Source organism: Rhodococcus sp. Chr-9 (genome assembly GCF_000801125.1).
In the GTDB taxonomy this organism is placed as follows: Bacteria; Actinomycetota; Actinomycetes; order Mycobacteriales; family Mycobacteriaceae; genus Rhodococcus; species Rhodococcus pyridinivorans.
Map to the genome: position 1 here is coordinate 363651 of NZ_JTIZ01000089.1, position 20228 is coordinate 383878.

A 20228-nucleotide genomic window follows, 5' to 3' on the forward strand; every position below is an offset into this window, starting at 1 on the left:
AGGAGCTGTGAATCGTCGTATCGTTGCCACCGTCGCGTTCGTCACCGTGGGATATGTCGTCGTTCTCGCGTTGTGGATGCACCTGTTCCTGCCGATCTCCGAACCCGGCACCGAGGGCTTCCAGGTGGTCTTCCTCGTCTGCCTGTACGGCACCGTGCTCGGTCTGTCGATGGCGCTCGCGGGTCGCCGCTCGAAGGTCATGCGCCGTATCGAACGCGAAGGGTACGAGGGATGGGCGACCATCCGTTCCGCGACCCCGCTCGATCTGACCTCGACCGGTCAGCTGACCCGGCTCGATCTCGAGCTCACGGTGCCCGGCTCGGAGTCCTATCGCGGCACGGTCGTCTACGAGGTCGACCGTCGCAACCTGCAGCGCTACGCGCCCGGGGAGGTCGTGAGCATCTGGGTGGACCCGCTCGACCGCGACCGGATCGTCCTCTATCCCTGACTGTTCCGGCTCGTGAGAGCAAGGAGCCCTTCCACGAGCAACAGCTGGGCCACGGTGTAGGTGGCGAGCACGAACCCTTCCGCTGCCGCGCGCATCTTCTCGTCCTTCAGCAGGGTGCGGCGCACCACGATCGATCCGTCGGACAGCGTGAAGATCAGGCCGCCGAGACCGAGCCGACTACGCCTGTCGGCACCCGGCACGGCCAGACCCGCGCGCACTCGCGCACCGGGTGCGAGGGCGGGGTCTCCGGCAAGGATCGCAGTGGTGGCGAGCAGGGCGCCGTATCCGGTCAGCGGCGCGGCCACCGAGCGGTTGCGGGCGGCGAGCAGACCGGCCGCACCGACCAGGGCACCGGCACGCTGCACCGCGACCGGCTTCGACACCCGCGCACCGCGCCGGACGAGGATGCTCGAGTAGGCGGTCTGCATGACACCGAAACAGGCTGCACCGCTCAGGATCCGGCGGTCCTCGTCGGAGCGGATCATGGCGATGTCACCGAGGGTGGCGGCTGCGAGACCTGCGACAAGCAGGGCGGTGTCGGCGCGATCGGTGTCGCGGGAGCGGCGCAGCACCCGCACGGCGAGCGCGGGTGCGATGAGCGGTTTGGCGATCTGCTGCAACTTCTCGTTCCCCGACACTCCCCCGACGACGGTGGCGGCCGAGGCCGCCGCGAACACCGCGTGCTCGACGCCCCACCTCTTGCGACTGAACCAACCCATGCGCGCACAGTACCCGGCTGCATCGATCGTCCCGCAAGCTTCAGCAGCGGCGCGCACCGCCGGACGCCGTGGCGCGCAGGAAGGTCGGCGCCGGCAGGTCGCGCTGCACAGCGGCGTCGGCGACGGCCTTCCGCACCGAGTCCACGCGGTCGTCCTCGCACAGCGCGATCGCCGACCCGCCGAAACCGCCGCCCACCATTCGGGCGCCGAGTGCACCGGCAGCGACGGCCGCGTCGACTGCGGTGTCGAGTTCGAGGCAGCTGACCTCGAAGTCGTCGCGCAACGAGCGGTGCGACGCATCGAGCAATGGTCCGAGATCCCGGATCCGCCCTGCCCGCAGCAACTCCGCAGCCTTCTGAACGCGGGCGATCTCGTCGATCACGTGCCGGGCGCGGCGACGTAGGACGGGATCGTCGATCAGGTCCGCCGACGAGGCGTCGCGCAAGCTCTCCACGCCGAGGAACCGGGTGGCGTCTTCGACCTCACGGCGACGCTGTCCGTACTGTCCGTCGGCGAGCTCGTGCCCGGTCCCGGTGTCGACGACCAGCACGGTCAGCCCGCGGGCTTCCGCGTCGAACGGGATGTGTTCGCTGCTGCCATCGGCGAAGTCGAGGAGCAGCGCGTGGCCCGGACGTGCGTGGAGGGCGATCCGCTGGTCGAGCCCACCGGTGGGGGCACCGGCGTAATCGTTCTCCGCGCGCACACACGCCGCGGCGAGTCGATCACGGCCGTCGTCGCCGAGGGGCAGCCCGCACAGGTCGGCGAGCGCCACCGCGACCGACGTCTCGAGCGCCGCGGACGACGAGAGTCCCGCTCCGACGGGCACGTCCGACGCGACCGCGATGTCCGCACCGGTCAATCCCGGCGGGTCGAGCGTCCAGATCACGCCGGCGACGTAGGCGGCCCAACCGTCGACGTGCCGGTCGCGCAGATCCAGGTCGACGCCGTCGAAACCGGAACTGCGCACGCGCAGTAAATGATCGGAGCGCCGACGCACCGCGACGACGGTGATCTGCGGGATCGCCATCGGCAGACACAGACCCCCGGCGTAGTCGACGTGCTCGCCGATGAGATTGACGCGCCCGGGGGCGCACCAGCAGCCCTCGGGTTCGGTGCCGAACTCGGTCGCGAACAGTGCGCGTGCGGTCTCTGCGAGCGTCATGGCGCCACCTCACGCAGGCGTTCGGCGATCCGTTCGGGGGTGGTGTCGCTGATCCACGCGCCCATCGCGGATTCGGACCCTGCGAGATATTTCAGCTTGTCCGGGGCCCGCCGCAACGAGAAGATCTGGCAGAACAGCCGCATGTCCCCGCGAGGTGCACCGACCGGCGCCTGGTGCCAGGAAGCGATGTAGGGGGCGCGGTCGACGCCGGGGAAGAACCGGTCGACGCGGCCGAGAAGGTCGCGCTGGACGGCGGCGAGTTCGTCGCGTTCGTGTTTGTCGAGGGCGGCGAGATCCGGGATGTCGCGGTGCGGGACGAGGTGCACCTCGACGGGCCAGCGTGCCGCGGCGGGGACATAGGCCGACCACGCGTCGCCGGAGACCACCAGTCGGGTGCCCGCGCGTCGTTCGGCGTCGAGGATGGCGCCCTGCAGCGACCTGCCGGTCCGCTGCCGATACTCACGGGCGCGGTCGAGCAGGGCGCGTGAGCGCGGTGGGACGAACGGGTAGGCGTAGATCTGCCCGTGTGGATGTTGCAGTGTCACACCGATTTCCACGCCGCGATTCTCGAAGCAGAAGACCTGCTCGACATCCGGTTGCTTCGACAGCGCGGCGGTGCGGGCGGCGAGCGCATCGATGACGGTGCGCGCCCGCGGCACGGAGAGGTCGGCGAATCGGGCGTCGTGGTCGGGGGTGAACGCGACGACCTCGCAGCGGCCGGTCGCCGGTCGTCGCGGCCACAGACCTTCGTCGTCGACGAGATCCTCACCGGCCGACGGCGCCCCGAGCGACGGAAAACGGTTCTCGAACACGACGACGTCGTAGTCGTCGGCCGGGATCTCGGTACACACGTCCGCCCTGCTCGGGCACAGTGGGCAGTCGACGGCCGACGGCAGGAAGGTGCGGTCCATGCGGTGGGCCGCGAAGGTGACCCACTCCCCCGTCAGCGGGTCGCCGCGCATCTCGGAGGTCGCCGCGACCGGCGGCAGGTCGCGGCGGTCGCGGAGGTCGCGGGTCGCGGCACCGGAGACGAACGGCTCGGTGTCGTCGAAATAGATCAGTTCCCGGCCGTCCGCGAGATGCGTGACGGTCTGCCGGACCCGCGCCCCCACGCGGCTACTTGTCGTCCAGACCCAGGTCGGCGAGGCCGAGCAGGGAACGGTACTCGACGCCCTCGGCGGCGATGACCTCGTCGGCGCCGGTCGCGCGGTCGACGACGGTCGCGACACCCACGACGATCGCGCCGGCATCGCGCAGCGCCTTGACGGCGGTGAGCGGCGAGTTGCCGGTGGTGGTGGTGTCCTCGACGACGAGCACGCGCTTGCCGGTGACGTCCGGTCCCTCGATCTGCCGCTGCATGCCGTGGGCCTTGGCGGCCTTGCGGACGACGAAGGCGTCGATGGGCCGGCCGGGGGCGTGCATGACGGCGAGGGCGACGGGGTCGGCACCCATGGTCAGGCCGCCGACGGCGTCGAAGTCCCAGTCGGAGACGAGCTCGCGCAGGAGCGTGCCGATGAGCGGGCCGGCCTTGTGGTGCAGGGTCGCGCGGCGCAGGTCGACGTAGTAGTCGGCTTCCTTACCGGACGACAGGGTCACGCGGCCGTGTACCACCGCCAGCTCGCGTACCAGTGCTGCCAGTTCGTCGCGGTCACTCATTGCGTCCTCACCCGTCGTTCGGCGGCGCGACGCCGGTGCGGTCGCGCTCGTGTCGGGGAACGAGCCTAGTCGCTGTGGGTCGCAGGTCAGGCAGCGACGGTGTCGGAGGTCGCCTCGGACTCCGACCGGACGTCGTTCTCGACAACCTTCGCATCGACGGTCTCGTGCCTGCGGGCCGGCTCGGATGCGGCGACGGGCGCGGGCGCCTCGAACAGCACGACAGGTCCGACGGCCGCGAGCTTCGCGAACAGCGAGGTGGGGAATCCGCCGACCGCGGTGTTCAGTGCGCCACCGAGGTCGTTGTGTACGCGGACGGCTCCGGCGATGCGCTGCTCGCGGGTCTGCAGTTCCCGGGCGACCCGGATGAACGGCGAGTGGTTGACCCCTCCGAGTCCACCGATCAGCTCGTGGAGCGTCGCCGACAGCGCGTTCTCCGCACCGGCGCGTTCGGTGAGACCCAGGCGCTGGTCGCGCACACCGATGGCGAGCGAGCGGGCGCCGACGACGGGCCGGATGCGCTCACGTTCTACACCGGCGCCGGCCGACGCCGCGATGAGCGCGGGCACGAGATCGTAGCGGTCGTCGAGCTCGTGGAGGAGCAGGCGCAGGCTCTCCCGGTGGCGTTGCTGCAACGTTTGAAGACGGCGCACGCCTGCGCGCAACCACAGCACCACCGCAACCACGACAGCAACACAGAGCACCACAGCCACAGACGTCACGCGCAGAAATGTACCGAGCGCACGAACCGCGTCGAAGACTGCACCCGGCGTGTCCTGCGCGGTGTATCCGTACCGTGATCTGGCAACGCCCGCCGTCAGTTCGTCCGTGGCGATCGGGTGCTGTCGCGGCCGCAGCCGATCAGGTCCGGCCGCGACCGTTGCCGAAGGTGTTGGTCAGCTTCCGCACGAGGTTCTGCGGCACCAGTCGTCCCGCCGTGGCGAGCACCTTGTACTGCAGCCCCGGAATGCTGCGGACCTTGCCCTTGTCGAGGTCGGCGAGCGAAGTGCGCACCACCTCGTCGACGTCGAGCCACATCAGGTTCGGGGTGGACGACATGTCGATCCCGGCACGCTGATGGAACTCGGTGCGCACGAAGCCGGGGCACAGTGCCTGCACCCGCACGCCCGTGCCGGCGAGGCCACCGGCCAGCCCTTCGGTGAACGACACGACATAGGCCTTGCTGCCGGAGTAGGTGGAACCGCGACCGGGCAGCAGACCGGCCACGCTCGCGACGTTGACGATGTCGCCCCTGCCCGCCTCGATCATCGACGGGAGCGCGGCGCGGGTGAACGCGACGACCGAGGTGACGTTGACGTCGAGCTGCGCCTGCAGCAGGCCCGGATCGGCGGTCCAGAACTCGCCGGTCGTGCCGAAGCCGGCGTTGTTGACGAGCATCTCGACACCGCGACCGAGGCGTTCGACGACGAGATCGCGACCGTCGACGGCCGCCAGATCGGCGACGATGATCTCCGATGCCGCCCCGAACTTCTGCTTCAGCTCGGCGGCGAGTTCGTCGAGGGCGGGACGGGTGCGGGCGACGAGCACGAGGTCGTAACCGCGACTCGCGAGGGTGCGGGCGAAACCCGCACCGATTCCCGAGGTGGGTCCGGTCACGAGCGCGACGGGGCGGACGGAAGTCATGGCCGCCACACTAACGACACGCGACGCGCGCGACCACCTCCCGAGGATCTACCTCAGTGACAATTCTCGGCGTTTCGCCTCAGTGACAATCCTCGGCGTTCCGCCTCAGTGACAATCCTCGGCGTTCCGCCTCAGTGACGGGCGGAGGGCCGGCCCGGATCCTGCGAACCCCGGTCCAGTTCCTCGGGTTCCACGACGGGCGGCAGCACGTGGAGGATGCCCGACAAACGCGCGACGGTCTCGATGGCCGAGTCCCATTCGCGTCCGGAGCTGCCGACGGGGATCGAGCCGAGCGTCCACTCGCCTTCGCTCCACAGCATCTGTACGTGGTCGGGGATGGACTCGGTGAACGCGACCATCCGCTGGTCGCACACGCGTCGCGCGATCTCGAGGTCGGTGGCGAAGACGATGCGCGGGCCGATCGAACCGAGCAGGTTCATGTCGGGGTCCTTCGGCGGCGGCGTCGACTTGAGCCGCAGATCGATGTCGACGTCGGAGCCGACCTTGCGCCGGACCGCGATGATCGTCGCGGTCTCCTCGATGTCGAACAGGACGAACTCCTCGCCGCGGCGAACCCCACGGACGATGTCGATCGCGCCGAGATATTCCTGCTTGGCGAGCGCCGCGCGGTGCCAGGTGGACGGCAGGTGGTCCTCGGCGGAGGTGTACTTGTAGCCCTGCGCTTTGGCCCAGATCTCCCGGATACGACCCGACTGTTCTCGCCGCGTCCGGTCGACGTAGAGCAGCGCGACCGCACCCAGCAGTGCGACCGCGGCCAGAGAGAACCACATGGCAGTCATCGTCGAGTCAGCCTAGCGGGTCAGCGGCCCGAACCACCGAAGGATGGGAGGGACGCGCTGACGACGGTCTCGGCGGTCATCCGTCCCTGCTCGACGGCACTGCCGGTCGCCACGGCGGTCGCTCCGACCTCGAGGCTCTCGGCGGTGTCGCCGGTCAGGGTGATGATCTCGGTGTCGGGGGTGAGGACGACGGTGACTGTCGAACCACCGATGACGCCGAGGGTGATGCTGCCGCCGTCGTTAGCGGTGATCGTGCCCACGACCGCGCCCGCGTCGCCCATGACCTCGCCGAGTCCGCCGGGGATCCGGTCGAGCGGCAGTCCCGGTGTGGTCGGTTCGGGTGCCGGCGGGAGAGTCGCCGTCGGCGGGGGCGCGACGGTGGCCGGGGCGCGATCCGACGCGACCCGCGAGGTGGAGTCGTCGGGCCGGCTGAGCAGGAACCCGATGGTGCCGCCGAGCGCGATGAGGACCACCGCGGCGAGCGTGATCAGTCCCCAGCGCGGGCCGCGCGGCTTCCCGGCATCCGTGCCGGGCGCCGGACCCGTGGGTGGCTGCCCGGGGATTCCGTGCCCCCGCGTTCCCGGTCCCGGGTTCATCGCCGTCTGCGGGTTACCGGGGTCGTATCCGGGGAGCACCTGTGTGGGCTGATAGCCGTGCGGGGGCGGGTAGCCCGGCTGAGGCGGATACGGCTGTTGCGACGGAGGACCCTGTTGCGACGGAGGACCCTGCGGGGAGGGATAGGCCTGGGTGGGCTGGTACTCGCTCCCCTGCGCGCCCCACTGCTCGTAGCGGGTGTACGCGACCGTCGGGTTGGTGACCGGCCGCCCGTACGCCTCGGTCGCGTCGTCGGTGTGCAGCACGCGGGTCGCGTCGGGGTCCGTCCCGTTCGACGACTCGTCGAGTGCGTAGGCCCGTTCCTGCGGGGTGCGCGGATCCTGGGGATTCTTCATAGCGCCTTCCAGAGTAGGCGCGCGCGGCCCCGGCAGCTCCTGCCACCGAGGCCGCGCACGGGCGCCGTCAGGCGCTGATCACGAGGTGGTCGCCGTCCTCGCTGACGCCCACGTGGACGGTGTCTCCGTCCTTGATCTCACCGGCGAGCAGCTTCTTGGCGAGCTGGTCGCCGACCGCCTGCTGTATCAGGCGGCGCAACGGACGTGCACCGTACTGCGGGTCGTAGCCGCGCACCGCCAGCCAGAACCGCGCGGTGCTCGAGACGTCCAGTGTCAGTCGCCGCGCCGACATGCGGTCGGCGAACTGGTCGAGCTGGATGTCGACGATCTTCTCGAGCTGCTCCTCCGAGAGCGGGTCGAAGATCACGACGTCGTCGAGCCGGTTGATGAACTCCGGCTTGAACGCCGCCCGCACCGCCGCCATGATGTGCTCCCGATCGCCACCCGCACCGAGGTTCGATGTGAGGATCAGGATGGTGTTGCGGAAGTCGACCGTGCGGCCCTGGCCGTCGGTGAGACGACCGTCGTCGAGCACCTGCAGCAGCGTGTCGAAGACGTCCGGGTGTGCCTTCTCGACCTCGTCGAACAGCACCACCGTGTAGGGGCGACGCCGCACGGCCTCGGTCAGCTGACCGCCGGCCTCATAGCCGACGTAGCCCGGAGGCGCACCGACGAGGCGTGCCACCGAGTGCTTCTCGCTGTACTCGGACATGTCGATCCGCACCATGGCGCGTTCGTCGTCGAACAGGAAGTCGGCGAGCGCCTTCGCCAGCTCCGTCTTGCCGACACCGGTCGGGCCGAGGAACAGGAAGGACCCCGTCGGACGGTTCGGGTCGGCGACACCGGCACGTGCACGACGCACCGCGTCGGAGACGGCCTGCACCGCGACGTCCTGGCCGACGACCCGCTTGCGCAGTTCGTCCTCCATCCGCAGCAACTTGGAGGTCTCGCCCTCGAGCATGCGGCCGGCGGGGATGCCGGTCCATGCCGCGACGACGTCGGCGACGTCGTCCGGGCCGACCTCCTCCTTGAGCATCAGGTCGCCACCGGCGGTGGTACCCGACGCGGCGGCTGCCGCCTCGAGCTTCTTCTCCAGCTCGGGGATGCGGCCGTAGCGCAGCTCGGCGGCCTTGCCGAGGTCGCCGTCGCGTTCGGCGCGTTCTTCCTCACCGCGCAGGGATTCGAGCTGTTCCTTGATCTCCCGCACGGAGTCGATCGCGGTCTTCTCGTTCTGCCAGCGCGTGGTGAGCTGGTTGAGCTTCTCCCGCTCGTCGGCGAGTTCGGCGCGCAGCTTCTCGAGGCGTTCCTTCGAGGCCTCGTCGCTCTCCTTCTGCAACGCCATCTCCTCGATCTCGAGGCGACGGACGACGCGTTCGACGGTGTCGATCTCCTCGGGACGCGAGTCGATCTCCATCCGCAGACGCGAGGCTGCCTCGTCGACGAGGTCGATCGCCTTGTCGGGTAGGAAGCGCGAGGTGATGTACCGGTCGGACAGCGTCGCCGCCGCGACGAGCGCGGAGTCGGTGATGCGCACGCCGTGGTGCACCTCGTAGCGCTCCTTGAGGCCGCGCAGGATGCCGACGGTGTCCTCGACACTCGGCTCCCCCACCAGGACCTGCTGGAAACGACGTTCGAGGGCCGCGTCCTTCTCGATGTACTTGCGGTACTCGTCGAGGGTCGTGGCACCGACCAGCCGCAGCTCACCGCGGGCGAGCATCGGCTTGATCATGTTGCCGGCGTCCATCGCCGACTCGCCGGTCGCGCCGGCGCCGACGATGGTGTGGAGCTCGTCGATGAAGGTGATGATCTGCCCGGCCGATTCCTTGATCTCGTCGAGCACGGCCTTGAGGCGTTCCTCGAACTCGCCGCGGTACTTCGCGCCCGCGACCATCGAGCCGAGGTCGAGCGAGATGACGGTCTTGCCGCGCAGCGACTCGGGCACGTCCCCGGCGACGATGCGCTGGGCGAGGCCCTCGACGATGGCGGTCTTACCGACGCCTGGCTCACCGATGAGGACCGGGTTGTTCTTGGTCCTGCGGGAGAGCACCTGGACGACACGGCGGATCTCGTTGTCGCGACCGATGACCGGGTCGAGCTTGCCTTCACGCGCCCGCGCCGTCAGATCGGTGGAGTACTTCTCCAGGGCCTGATAGCTGGCCTCGGGATCGGCGGAGGTCACGCGGCGGTTGCCGCGGACGGTCGTGAAGGCGTCGCGCAGGGCGGCCGGCGTTGCGCCGTGCCCGGCGAGGAGCTTCGCGACATCGGAGTCGCCACCGGCGAGGCCGACGAGGACGTGCTCGGTGGAGACGAATTCGTCGGTGAGTTCGGTGGCGAGTTTCTGTGCCGCGGTCATGGCCGCGATCGCCTCACGCCCGAGCTGCGGTGTGGTGGTCGCCCCGCTGGTCTGCGGAAGACGACGGACGAGGTCCTCGGCTTCCCTGCGCACCGCGGCCGGGTCGACGCCCACCGCTTCGAGCAGCGGGCCGGCGATGCCGTCGGTCTGGTCGAGCAGTGCCACGAGCAGGTGTGCCGGACGGATCTCCGGGTTGCCCGCAGCGGACGCCGACTGAAGTGCAGCGGTGAGTGCGGCCTGGGTCTTGGTCGTCGGATTGAACGAGTCCACTGCGCGCCCCTTTCTTTCTCGGTGCACCCCACGCGCAGGCGAGTGCCCCATGTCGATTCTGCAGCCGATTCCCTGCCTCGGGCAGGTCTCGGTGATGTCGAATTCTTCAACGGATCATAAGTTGAGTTTGTTCCACTCAACTTTCCTGAGTGTAGTGATTCTGCTCACAAAACGCTCGCAGGTTGTGACGGACCCGGCGGTCAGTGGCCGGGCGCCCTGCAACCGACTACAGTGGCGGCGTTCGCGCAGCACGGATACAGGGAGGATGGCGTGGAGGCTTTCGCCATCGCCCGGGTTCAGCTCAGCTTCGCGTCGATCATCGCCACCCCCACCGGAGCCGAACGGTTCGCGACGGCGTTCTACAACGCCATGTGGAGCGAGTCCACCGGCATCCGCTCACTGTTCCCCGCCGGCATGGAGTCGATGCGACAGCGGTTCGCGACCGCGGTCGGCTGGGTCGTCGCCCGCCTCCACGAACCGGGCACCGTCGACAGGTTCCTCGCCCAGCTCGCGCGCGACCACCGTAAGTACGGGGTCGAGCCGCTGCACTACCGCGTCGCGGGCAACGCACTGCTCGCCGCGGTCCGCGAATGCACTCCCCTGATCCTGTGGACGGCCGCGCTCGAACGCACCTGGGCCGAGGTCGTCGACGGAGTCGTCGAGACGATGGCGACCGCCGCGGCCACCGACGACCTGCCTGCCTCGTGGGGGGCCACCGTCGTCGGCCACGAACGCGTGCTCCCCGATCTGGCCATCATCCGGCTCGAGGCCGACAGCTCGATCCCCTACTACGCGGGCCAGTACATGAGCGTGCAGATCCCGCAGCGCCCGCACATGTGGCGGTACCTGTCGCCAGCGATCCCGCCGAATCCGTACGGGCAGATCGAATTCCACGTTCGACGGGTCTCCACCGGATGGGTGAGCCCCGCGCTCGTCGGCGAGACCGCGGTCGGCGACCGGTGGACGATCGGCCCACCGCTCGGTGGCCTGCACGTCGACCGCGAGAGCGGCCGGGACGTGCTGATGATCGCGTCCGGCACCGGCCTCGCCCCCATGCGCGCCCAGATCATGGAGATGGCGATGCGCGGTGACAACCCGCGCGTCCACCTGTTCTACGGCGGCAAATATCCGTGCGACCTCTACGACCTCGAGACGCTGTGGCAGATCGCCACGACCAACCCGTGGCTGACCATCGTGCCCGTGCTCGAGGAGAAGGAGAACCCTTGGTGGCACCCGGTTCCCGTGAAGGAAACGCCCACCGGCCTCAACCGGCCGATGTACGGCAAGCTCGGTAAGGTCGCCGGGCAGTTCGGCACGTGGGCCGACCGTCAGATCCAGATCGCCGGGTCACCATCGATGATCCGCACGACGCTGTACGCGCTGTCGGCGGCGGGCACCCCGCGTCAGAACATCAGCTTCGACCCGCTCTGATCTGCTTGCGCAGCTTCCGTGCTGCGAGAACGTTCCGCGTCAGCGAGATGGGGTTCGGTGGCACCCATCCGGCCTGCTTCGCCATTCCGAGATCGTCGCGTACGGCCCAGTGCTCGACCACCTTGCCGTCGGCCACCCGCAGCCAATGGGTCTGCCGCACCGAGAACCGCTTCCCCGTGGGCGCGAACACCTGATCGACGCGCCCGTACTCGTCGTAGGTCACGAACGGACCTTCGTGCCGGGCCGACATGACGGAGTCGACGACGACGAGACCGTCCTCCTCCACGACGTGCCTCACCTCGAACCTCAGGTCCGCGAAGGCCTCGCGCAACCACAGTGCAGTCGCGAAGAAACCCTCGGGCCCCGGCGCTCTCGCGGCCGGCGGTTCGTCCTTCGCCTCGTGGTTGACCGCATCGGCGGACACCACCTCCTCGAAGACGCTGCGGTCACCGTCGACCATGATCATCATGGACCGCACGGCGAGAGCCCTCTTCTCCTCCGAACCGAGTTCCGAGGTGGACGCCGGAGTGGAATGTTCGATCTTCACGGCACTCTCCTGCCTGTGAAACGAGACGATCGACCCCCGGTTCGAGTATGAACCGGCCGGTCGGGAAGTCAACGCCGCAGGAGAAGGGAAACGGTGGCTACATCCGCTGCGCCGCGACCGCCCGCGCGAACTCCGGATGCGCCTGCGAGATGACGAGTTCCGAACCGTCCTCGGCCACGGACATTCCCAGCGACGCCCGCTTCGGTTCGAGCACCCGCAGGGCGACGTAGATCGGGAGGAACGACAGACCGAAGACACTGAGCAGCGCGAGACCGTAGATCTTGGGAGCGCCCTGCACGAGCGCGAACACCAGCGCGAGGAAGATGACGCCGAGGACCGTGCAGGTCGCGGCGGCGGCGATCTGCCACCGCGTGCGGACGGCGACGCAGCGAGCGCACACAGGCCAGTCCACCGCGGCGACCTGCACCGTGTAGGCGGCCTCGAGCGCCGAACCGAACCGGTTCGATCCCTGGCGGGGCTCCGACGCGTCGGCCGCGACCGTCACCCGGACACGTCCGGTCTCGGGCTCTCCGTGGCGCGGGCAGATCGGGGGGATGGGATCGATCGGTCGCATCGAACCGTCTCCGAGCGTGCTCGTCGCTCCCGAGCCCGGATATTCGACTGCCAACCGCACCTCGACCCGCTGGGCGTCCCCGTTCACCATGCGAGGGAGTATGTCAGGCCGCACTCCCCGGTGAAAGCCGAGGATCTATCGGCCGCGTCGCCTCTCCGTCTCGGCCACAAAATTCGGGTGGGCGTACGCGACAACGAGGGCCGACCCGTCGATCGGAGCCTCGAAACCCCACCAGCCCTGACGCATCTGTCTGACGAAGATCGCCGGGGTCGGAACGAGAATGGCACCGAACACCAGCAGTGTCGCCACGCCGGGATGTTCACGCCCCAACCCGATGATCGCCATATTCACCACGGCGAGCAGACAGAACAACCCGGCAAACAGGAACAACTTGATCGCCCATCGCGCCACCCGATCCACCCGCACACAGTGCGCACACATCGGCACGTCGAACGAGATGTGGCGCGGTACGTGCTGTGCGCGGGCGCGCCAGGTGCTCGCCTGAGCTCCGGCCTCGGTGCCGAGGATCCGAATTTGACCACGGGTGTGCCGAACCTTCCGGCTCGTGGTGACCCATGTCCTCACTCGTTCGATCTCCGGCACACCGTGCACGGGACACAAGGGCGGAAGTGGATCCTTCACGGTCAGCAGGGGGTTCGATGCTCCATCCGGCGCCGACTTCACGTCGTCGCGGCACTTCAACTCGAAACGCACATGTGCACGGTCCGATTTCGTGATCCCCCCATGTTTCACGCCGAGCACTGTAGCGGGCCGTCTGGAGGCGCGTCGCCATGCCCTACACTCTCGTCCGATCACGACAGGGGGGATGTCTTGACACAACCGTATCTACACGTGGATCCCGACGATCTGCGCACAGCGGCACGCGATCTGCAGGATCTGGCCGATCAGGCCGACAGCGCGCGCCGCTACGTAGACCGATGGCTGACGGCACCCGAGATCGGGGGGTTCGTCTTCCTCGACGTCGCCGAGCGTGTGCATACCGTCCGCTCCCGGCTGACCTCGCTCTACGGGGAACTGGGCGTGGCCACCGACCGGGCTGCGACGGCGATGACCGAATCCGCACGGACGTACGAGGACACCGAAGTCGCCACTTCGACACAGTTCGAGCGCACGAACCCGGACGTCGGCTGGTGAGCGCCCGTCCCGATGAAGCGCTTGTCGAACCCACCGCCTCCGATCCCATACCGGACCTGCTCGAACGCACCCTCGGCTTGTACTACCTCTCCCCGAGCTTCTACGTCGCCGAACTGTGCAAGTTCGTGGTGGGTACCGATCCGTGGGCATGGGCTGCCCAGTACTACGCCGGGGATTGGGCGACAGTGCTGCGCGCGAGCGATGCTGTCGACAGACTCGCCACCTTCCACCGCGAGTACGCGACCGCCGTCGAGGAGGTCCACGGCACGGTCGCCCCCTGGAGTGGGTCGGCCGCACACGCCGCAGGGTTGTACCTCACCGATCTCGCGGCCGTTCTCGACGAGCAGGCGCAGGCCGTCCACGGCATCGGTAGGCAACTCGAACAGGTAGCCCTGGCCATGTACGAACTGAACCAGGCCTTCGCCGAAATTCTCTCCGTCATAACGGATGCCGCAATCATCGCCCTCGTCAAGTGGGCCGCGGCGGGTGTCGTCGGCGCGACCGGGGTCGGCGCCATCGCCTCCGTGGTGGTGGCGGGCACCTCACTGCGGGAACTCAAGCTCATCGCCGATTCGTGGAGCCGAGCGATGAGCATCCACACCGCCGTATGGACGACCGTCCAGGGATCCATGGGATTGCTCGTCGGTCACCTCACACAGATCGAGAACATCGAGATCCCCACCCTCCCCGCAGTCTAAGCACCACGGTGCCGCACAGGAATCGAGAAGACATGGACGAACCCGAGATCGTCGTCGACGTCGCGCGCGGCGATGCCACCCTGTCGCGCGAGATCGTCACGTCATTGCGGTCGATCGCCGATGCCACGGGCGACCCGGCCTTCGCGAAGCTCGTCGAGCAGGTGACGTCGGGTGAGCTGGGGGTGCGGGAACTCGCCGGTACAGAAGTGTTCTCGTCGATGCTCGACCGTCTGGTCGCCCCGGTCTTCGAGTCGCTGAAGGAGACGACCTTCGAGGACCTCGTCGAGGAGCGTCCCGACCCTCAAATGTAACGCGGATCACACTCCTCGCGATGATCCATCATCAGCCACACACAGAGGAACGGACATGAGCAGGATTCACGTGTGGCTCGCGATGATCGTCGTCATCGCGGGGATCGGGCTGACGGGCCCGACCGCGTCGGCCGCAACGCCCTATTGCGGCATCCACTGGGGTTCGCTGGACAAGGTGAACCCGACGATGGCCGCCTCACCGTTCACCGCCGTGCGGGCAGGACGGCACGAGTGCTTCGACCGGATCGTCGTCGATCTCGCCGGGCCGGCCGCGGGTTACCGCGTCGGCTACGTCCCCGCCGTCCACGAGGACGGATCGGGGTTCGAGGTCCCGCTGCGCGGAGGCGCCTACCTCCAGGTGGTCGTCCTCGCGCCCGCCTACTACGTACCGGCGAACCGGCGCGAGGTCGTCGACGTGAGCGGATACCGCACCCTGCGACAGGTGGCGTGGGCCAACAGTTTCGAAGGCCAGACCACCCTCGGTGTCGGGGTACGGGCCCGGCTGCCGTTCCGGGTGTTCACCCTCGACGGTCCCGGTAGCGGTTCACGGGTGGTGCTGGACGTCGCGCACCAGTGGTGAGGCAGGACAGCGGCATTCCGAATCCACGAGTCCTGGTGACAAACAGCCGGCCCCGGCAACCACGACCGGTTGCCGGGACCGACCGCCACGCGAACGAGGTCAGCGATAGGACGCCCGCAGCGTCTTCTTGTCGAGCTTGCCCAGCGGCGTCAACGGCAGGGCGTCGAGGAAGTCGACCGATTTGGGGGCGTGCACCGAACCCTTTGCGGCACGCACCTTCTCGATCAGTTCCTCGACCGGCACCGACTGACCGTCGCGCAGCACGACACACGCCTTGACGGCCTCGCCCCACTTGGTATCCGGCACACCGACGACGGCCACGGACGCGACCGCCGGGTGCGACGAGATGACGTCCTCGATCTCGCGGGGGAAGACGTTGAAGCCGCCGGTGACGATCATGTCCTTCTTGCGGTCGACGATCGTCATGAAGCCGTTCTTGTCGGCGCGCGCGACGTCGCCGGTGTGCAGCCATCCGCCGCGCAGCGCCTCGGCGGTCTCCTCCGGCTTGTTCAGATAGCCCTTCATCACGAGCGGGCCGCGCACACAGATCTCGCCGAGTTCGCCCTGCGGCACCTCGTTCAGGTCGTCGTCGAGCAGGCGGACGTCGAGCCACGGCACGGGGCGGCCGCACGACGCGAGGCGGCTCGGATCGTCGGGGAGGTGTTCTTCCTTGCGCAGCACCGAGATGGTCATGCCGCATTCGGACTGGCCGTAGAACTGGAAGAAGACCGGGCCGAGCCGCTCGATCCCTTCGCGCAGGCGGGACGGCGACATCGCCGACGCACCGTAGAACAGGGTCTCGATGCTCGACAGGTCGCGGCTGTCGAAATCGGGATGGTCGAGCAGCATGTAGATCATCGTCGGCACGAGCATGGTCGCGTTGATGCGATGCTTCTCGATCGCTTCGAGCACGAGCGCAGGATCGAAGTGCGGCAGCACGTAGAGGCATCCGCCGCGCAGGAGCGTGGGGACGAAGAACGCCGCACCGGCGTGCGAGAGCGGGGTGCACACGAGGAAGCGCGGCTGCTCGGGCCACTGCCACTCGGCCATCTGGATCTGGTTCAGGGCCGCGCCCGAACGGAACGAGCCCATCACGCCCTTCGGCTTCCCGGTGGTGCCGCCGGTGTAGACGATGGAGGAGGTGTCCTCGATGTCGACAGGCGCGGACACGAGGCGCTGCTCGGTGAACTCCTCGGACAGGGCGAGGATGTCGGTGCCCACCGAGGACGGGCCGAGGGAGAACAGGTTCTTCAGGGTCGGCACCTGCTCGCGCAGCTCCGCGGCGCGTTCCTCGAAGTGGCGGGGATCGAAGATCAGGGTCTCGATCTCGGCGTCGGTCGAGATGTACTGGTGGTCGGAGAGCGAGCCCATCGGGTTCAGGGCCGTGGTGCGGCAGCCGGCGACCATCGTGGCGCCCATCGAGATGAGCACCTCGGGCCGGTTCTTGGACAGCATCGCGACCGCCGTTCCCTGGCCGACCCCGACGGACGCGAGCGCCTGCTGGAACCGGCTGATGGCGGCGCGCATCTCGGCTCCGGTGAGGACGACGTCACCGAGGTGCAGGGCGGGCCGGTCGGCGCTGCGGTCGAGCGCGGTGATGAGGAGATCGGGCGTGAATGCGGGGCGGTAGAGGTCGGCGTACTCCTCGGGCATGGTCGTCCTTCCGGTGTTCTGTGACGGTCCGTTGTGTGACGTCACCGGTTGGCGTTCTCCGCTGTGGTGACCATCACCTGCCGTTCGTCACGATAACTGCCCGAGACCGAAAACTGAAACACGTTCCACCCTGCCTTTTCGGCGACTTCTCGCCTAGAGTCTTGGGCACGTCACAGCACACCACCGGGGGATCACGCATGCAGTCGGCCACGCCGTCACCGAGCGAGACCGAAACGGCAGTCACCGCAACCGTCGTCGAACATCATCGGCTCCGGCACGACCTCGCCGTCGTGCGTCTCGAATGCGACGACGCGATCGTCGATTTCCGCCCCGGGCAGTACGTCGACGTGGCCGTGCCGCAGCGTCCCACGCTGCCGCGTCGCCTCTCCCCCGCGCTGCCACCGTCGCTGGACGGCAAGCTCGAGTTCCACGTGCGCACGGTCCCGGGTGGCTGGGTGAGCGGCGCGATCGTCGCCGACACCCAACCGGGCGACGTGTGGCAGATCGGCGCCGCCCGCGGCGGCGACCTCCACATCGACGACACCGGCCGCATCGTCATCATGGTGGCCGGCGGCACGGGCCTCGCGCCGCTGCGGTCGCTGATCCTCGACACGGCGCGTCACCCGGATCCGCCCCGCACCTTCCTGTTCACGGGCGCCCGCAACCCGCGCGACCTGTACGCCGCCGACATGCTCATGCTCCTGTCCGAGGCACTGCCGTGGCTGACGGTGGTGCCGGTCGTGGAGACCCTCGAGATCCCCGACATCCCCGACCCCTGGTTCGATCGCATCGCCCCGCGCATCGACGAGTTCGGACCCGACCCCGACGAACTGCTCGAGGGCAGCGTCGACGAGGTCGTCACGTCCTACGGTGCGTTCGGCGACCACCAGGTGCTCGTGTGTGGCCCGGCGGCCATGGTGCGCACCACCGCTCAGCGGCTGATCGAGACCGGCACCCCGGTCGAGAACATCCGCTACGACCCGTACTGAGTGCGCCCGACGTCCGGCCGGCTCTTCAGCGATCGGCTGCGACGGTCACCCAGGCACGAGCGACGACGGATCCGGAAGGATCCGTGCCGATGAGCGCGACGTCCTCGACGTCCTCGTGATCGGTGCGGTAACGCTGCAACACGGTCACCGACCAGGTCTGTGATCCGGGACCCGCGGAATGTCCGTAGAACCGCATCCGGAGTCGCCGCACATCGGCGAGGTCGAACCGTTCGACAACCGAATGCAGCAGTTCGTCGGCGAGCGGGACGGACGCACCGTGCTCACCGACCGGACGCGCCGATCCGGACACGTAGACCTCGGCGACCAACCGCCCGATCTCATCGACGTATCCGAGTGTCCGGTCGAGCCGACCGGACGCCTCGTCGCGGTTGTCGCGGGACCGGCAGGCCAGCGCCTCGGTGGTGGGTGGCGCGAAGAACACGATGTCCACTTCGTCCACCGGGCCGTCTTCGAGACGGGGCCCGGCTCCCCAGAGGGACAGCACGGTCGGGAGGGAACGGACGTCCCCGTTCGTGATCGTCACATGCCCTCCCTACCTTTCGGATCGTCCACTCAGGCGACCGGTGCGTCCGACGATGCTGCGTCGCGGGCCGCGATGTACCCGAAGACCAGGCCCTGCCCGATGGTGGCACCGGCACCGGGATAGCGGTGGCCGAACGCGTTGGCCGCGGTGTTGCCGATGGCGTAGAGACCGGCGATGGGGCTGCCGTCCTCGCGGAGGACCCGCGCCCGCTCGTCGGCGCGCACGCCACCGCACGTGCCGAGATCGCTCAGCGTCATCTTCACCGCGTAGAGCGGGCCGTGCGTGAGGGGTCGCAGGTTCGGGTTCGGCTGGACGGTCGGGTCACCGTAGTAGCGGTCGTAGGCACTGCCGCCACGTCCGAACTCGGAATCCGTTCCCGCCGCGGCGTCCTCGTTGAACCTTCCGAACGTCGCGGCGAAGGTGTCCACCGGCACGCCCATCGACGCCGCGAGTTCCGCAGCGGTGGTGCCGCGGTGGGCGATGCCCGCCTCGTACCAGGCCTCCGGGAGCGGCCGGCGCGGGAACACCCCGGCCGCGAACACGTAGCTGTTGCGGTACTTCTGGTCGAAGACGATCCACATCGACTCGATCGGATCGCCGGCACGCTCGCGTTCGAGCACCAGCTGTCCGAACGACATGTAGTCGGACGACTCGTTCGTGAACCGGCGTCCCGTCTGGTCGACGATGAACGAGCCGGGCAGCGAACGCTCGGCGAGCATGACCATCGGAGGCTTGCCCGGACGGGTCGGCGCGACGGCGGGGAACCACCATGCCTGATCCATGAGGGCGAGATCGGCACCGACCTCCTGGGCCGCCTTGATCGCGTCGCCGGTGTTGGTCTCCGCCCCGAGGCTCTCGTGGTCGAGCAGACGCTCGGACTGGAACTTGCGCCGCATCTCCATGTCGTGGTCGAACCCCCCCGCGGCAAGCACCACCCCGCGACGAGCGGTCACCGTCACCTCACGTCCGTTCTGCGCTACGACGGCACCGGTGACACGATCCCCGTCGGTGAGCAGACGCACCAGCGACGTCTCGGTCCACACCGGCACACCGGCCTTCAGCACACCCGCGAACAGGCCGGCGGCGATCGCTTGCCCACCGGCGACGTATTCACGCTTGACGGCGAGACCGGCGACCCCCTGTGCGAGCCGCTTGAAGATACGCGGAAAACCCTTGTGCGGCACGCGCAACATGAGGTTCATCCACTTGTAGTCGGCACCGGTGGTGGGCATCGGCAGGCTCGCCTCCATGAGGCCGGGACGCAGTCGACCCCGCTCCTCACCGAGGACCGACAGGTCCATGGGCAGGCACTCGCAGCTGCGGCCGACCGCCGAACCACCCGCCAGTTCGGGGTGATAGTCGGAGTAGCCCTCAGCCCAGAACAGCTTCATGGGGGTGGTGCGCTGGAGCATCTCGACGGTGGCGACACCGTTGTCGACGAAGGCCTCGCCCCGTTCGACCGGCGCCGTGCCGTCGACGACCGTCCGCACGTAGGTGTGGCCGCGCTCGACGGTGTCGCCGCTTCCCGCCGCGGTGAGTACCGGATTGGCCGGCACCCAGAACGCACCGCCGGAACGGGCGGTCGATCCGCCGACGTAGGCCGACTTCTCCACGAGGAGGGCGGACAGTCCCACCTCGTGCGCGGTGAGTGCGGCGGCCATGCCGGTACCGGACCCGATCACGAGCAGGTCGACGGTGGTGTCCTGGGCGGGTGCCACGGGCGGTACGGATGTCGGCGCCATCGACA

General features: G+C 68.7%; 22 protein-coding genes. 7 read left to right on the top strand and 15 right to left on the bottom strand.

From position 1 onward, the window contains the following. The first annotated feature begins 7 nt into the window (after positions 1-7). Complete coding sequence (locus QR64_RS13715) at positions 8-448, top strand: hypothetical protein (protein WP_019291044.1); 441 nt, start codon at positions 8-10, stop codon at positions 446-448. Here QR64_RS13715 and QR64_RS13720 read toward each other — a convergent pair. The 9 genes from QR64_RS13720 to clpB all read right to left on the bottom strand — a co-directional run bounded on the left by QR64_RS13720 (position 439) and on the right by clpB (position 9999). Further along, positions 439-1167: a lysoplasmalogenase family protein gene (locus QR64_RS13720; RefSeq protein WP_039585558.1), complete on the bottom strand. Its 729-nt coding sequence runs from the start codon at positions 1165-1167 to the stop codon at positions 439-441. The genes QR64_RS13715 and QR64_RS13720 overlap by 10 nt on opposite strands. 40 nt (positions 1168-1207) lie before the next feature. Further along, positions 1208-2329 carry a galactokinase gene (galK, locus tag QR64_RS13725; RefSeq protein ID WP_039585561.1) on the bottom strand — a complete coding sequence of 374 codons (1122 nt, stop codon included), beginning with the start codon at positions 2327-2329 and terminating at the stop codon, positions 1208-1210. After that, complete coding sequence (galT, locus tag QR64_RS13730; RefSeq protein ID WP_039585563.1) at positions 2326-3441, bottom strand: galactose-1-phosphate uridylyltransferase; 1116 nt, start codon at positions 3439-3441, stop codon at positions 2326-2328. The genes galK and galT overlap by 4 nt, the downstream gene beginning before the upstream one ends. A gap of 4 nt (positions 3442-3445) precedes the next feature. Next, positions 3446-3985, bottom strand: a complete 540-nt coding sequence (pyrE, locus tag QR64_RS13735) for an orotate phosphoribosyltransferase (RefSeq protein WP_006552999.1) — start codon at positions 3983-3985, stop codon at positions 3446-3448. Between the two features lie 86 nt (positions 3986-4071). Beyond that, on the bottom strand, positions 4072-4659 hold the full coding sequence (locus QR64_RS13740) for a LemA family protein (protein WP_039585565.1): 588 nt from the start codon (positions 4657-4659) through the stop codon (positions 4072-4074). 184 nt (positions 4660-4843) lie between these two features. Then, the gene (locus tag QR64_RS13745) at positions 4844-5626 is read right to left on the bottom strand and encodes an SDR family NAD(P)-dependent oxidoreductase (protein ID WP_019291039.1); all 783 of its coding nucleotides are present in this window, start codon (positions 5624-5626) and stop codon (positions 4844-4846) included. A 131-nt stretch (positions 5627-5757) separates the two neighbouring features. Beyond that, positions 5758-6417 carry a hypothetical protein gene (locus QR64_RS13750; protein WP_006553002.1) on the bottom strand — a complete coding sequence of 220 codons (660 nt, stop codon included), beginning with the start codon at positions 6415-6417 and terminating at the stop codon, positions 5758-5760. A 29-nt stretch (positions 6418-6446) separates the two neighbouring features. Beyond that, on the bottom strand, positions 6447-7376 hold the full coding sequence (locus QR64_RS13755; protein WP_039585566.1) for a hypothetical protein: 930 nt from the start codon (positions 7374-7376) through the stop codon (positions 6447-6449). A gap of 67 nt (positions 7377-7443) precedes the next feature. Beyond that, positions 7444-9999: an ATP-dependent chaperone ClpB gene (clpB, locus tag QR64_RS13760; protein ID WP_039585568.1), complete on the bottom strand. Its 2556-nt coding sequence runs from the start codon at positions 9997-9999 to the stop codon at positions 7444-7446. 270 nt (positions 10000-10269) lie between these two features. Here clpB and QR64_RS13765 point away from each other — a divergent pair, with 270 nt between their 5' ends. Beyond that, complete coding sequence (locus QR64_RS13765) at positions 10270-11430, top strand: FAD-binding oxidoreductase (protein ID WP_039585699.1); 1161 nt, start codon at positions 10270-10272, stop codon at positions 11428-11430. On the opposite strand, the gene QR64_RS13770 is transcribed toward QR64_RS13765, so the two are convergent. The 3 genes from QR64_RS13770 to QR64_RS13780 all read right to left on the bottom strand — a co-directional run bounded on the left by QR64_RS13770 (position 11411) and on the right by QR64_RS13780 (position 13265). Further along, positions 11411-11977, bottom strand: coding sequence for an ester cyclase (locus QR64_RS13770; RefSeq protein ID WP_039585569.1), 567 nt, complete (start codon positions 11975-11977; stop codon positions 11411-11413). The two genes, QR64_RS13765 and QR64_RS13770, sit on opposite strands and share 20 nt — an antisense overlap. Positions 11978-12074: 97 nt before the next feature. Further along, positions 12075-12641 carry a hypothetical protein gene (locus QR64_RS13775; protein ID WP_006553007.1) on the bottom strand — a complete coding sequence of 189 codons (567 nt, stop codon included), beginning with the start codon at positions 12639-12641 and terminating at the stop codon, positions 12075-12077. Positions 12642-12686: 45 nt separating this feature from the next. Beyond that, positions 12687-13265, bottom strand: a complete 579-nt coding sequence (locus QR64_RS13780; RefSeq protein WP_006553008.1) for a hypothetical protein — start codon at positions 13263-13265, stop codon at positions 12687-12689. Positions 13266-13403: 138 nt separating this feature from the next. On the opposite strand from QR64_RS13780, the gene QR64_RS13785 reads away from it, so the two are divergent. Genes QR64_RS13785 through QR64_RS13800 form a run of 4 tightly spaced genes read left to right on the top strand, consistent with a single transcriptional unit; the run spans position 13404 to position 15295 of the window. Next, the gene (locus QR64_RS13785; RefSeq protein ID WP_006553010.1) at positions 13404-13706 is read left to right on the top strand and encodes a hypothetical protein; all 303 of its coding nucleotides are present in this window, start codon (positions 13404-13406) and stop codon (positions 13704-13706) included. After that, positions 13703-14404 carry a hypothetical protein gene (locus tag QR64_RS13790; RefSeq protein ID WP_006553011.1) on the top strand — a complete coding sequence of 234 codons (702 nt, stop codon included), beginning with the start codon at positions 13703-13705 and terminating at the stop codon, positions 14402-14404. Before QR64_RS13785 ends, QR64_RS13790 begins: the two co-directional genes overlap by 4 nt. Positions 14405-14436: 32 nt before the next feature. Next, on the top strand, positions 14437-14715 hold the full coding sequence (locus QR64_RS13795; protein ID WP_039585572.1) for a hypothetical protein: 279 nt from the start codon (positions 14437-14439) through the stop codon (positions 14713-14715). Positions 14716-14770: 55 nt separating this feature from the next. After that, complete coding sequence (locus QR64_RS13800; protein WP_235367126.1) at positions 14771-15295, top strand: hypothetical protein; 525 nt, start codon at positions 14771-14773, stop codon at positions 15293-15295. A gap of 99 nt (positions 15296-15394) precedes the next feature. Here the strand turns inward: QR64_RS13800 and QR64_RS13805 are convergent, their stop codons facing one another. Beyond that, positions 15395-16948, bottom strand: coding sequence for an AMP-binding protein (locus tag QR64_RS13805; protein ID WP_039585576.1), 1554 nt, complete (start codon positions 16946-16948; stop codon positions 15395-15397). 197 nt (positions 16949-17145) lie between these two features. On the opposite strand from QR64_RS13805, the gene QR64_RS13810 reads away from it, so the two are divergent. Continuing rightward, a complete protein-coding gene (locus QR64_RS13810) occupies positions 17146-17937 on the top strand; it encodes an FAD-binding oxidoreductase (protein ID WP_019291028.1) in 792 nt (263 codons plus the stop codon). 25 nt (positions 17938-17962) lie between these two features. Here the strand turns inward: QR64_RS13810 and QR64_RS13815 are convergent, their stop codons facing one another. Both QR64_RS13815 and QR64_RS13820 read right to left on the bottom strand, forming a co-directional pair. Further along, on the bottom strand, positions 17963-18481 hold the full coding sequence (locus tag QR64_RS13815) for a hypothetical protein (protein WP_006553016.1): 519 nt from the start codon (positions 18479-18481) through the stop codon (positions 17963-17965). 29 nt (positions 18482-18510) lie between these two features. After that, positions 18511-20223, bottom strand: coding sequence for a 3-ketosteroid-delta-1-dehydrogenase (locus QR64_RS13820; protein WP_039585578.1), 1713 nt, complete (start codon positions 20221-20223; stop codon positions 18511-18513). Between the last annotated feature and the right edge of the window lie 5 nt (positions 20224-20228).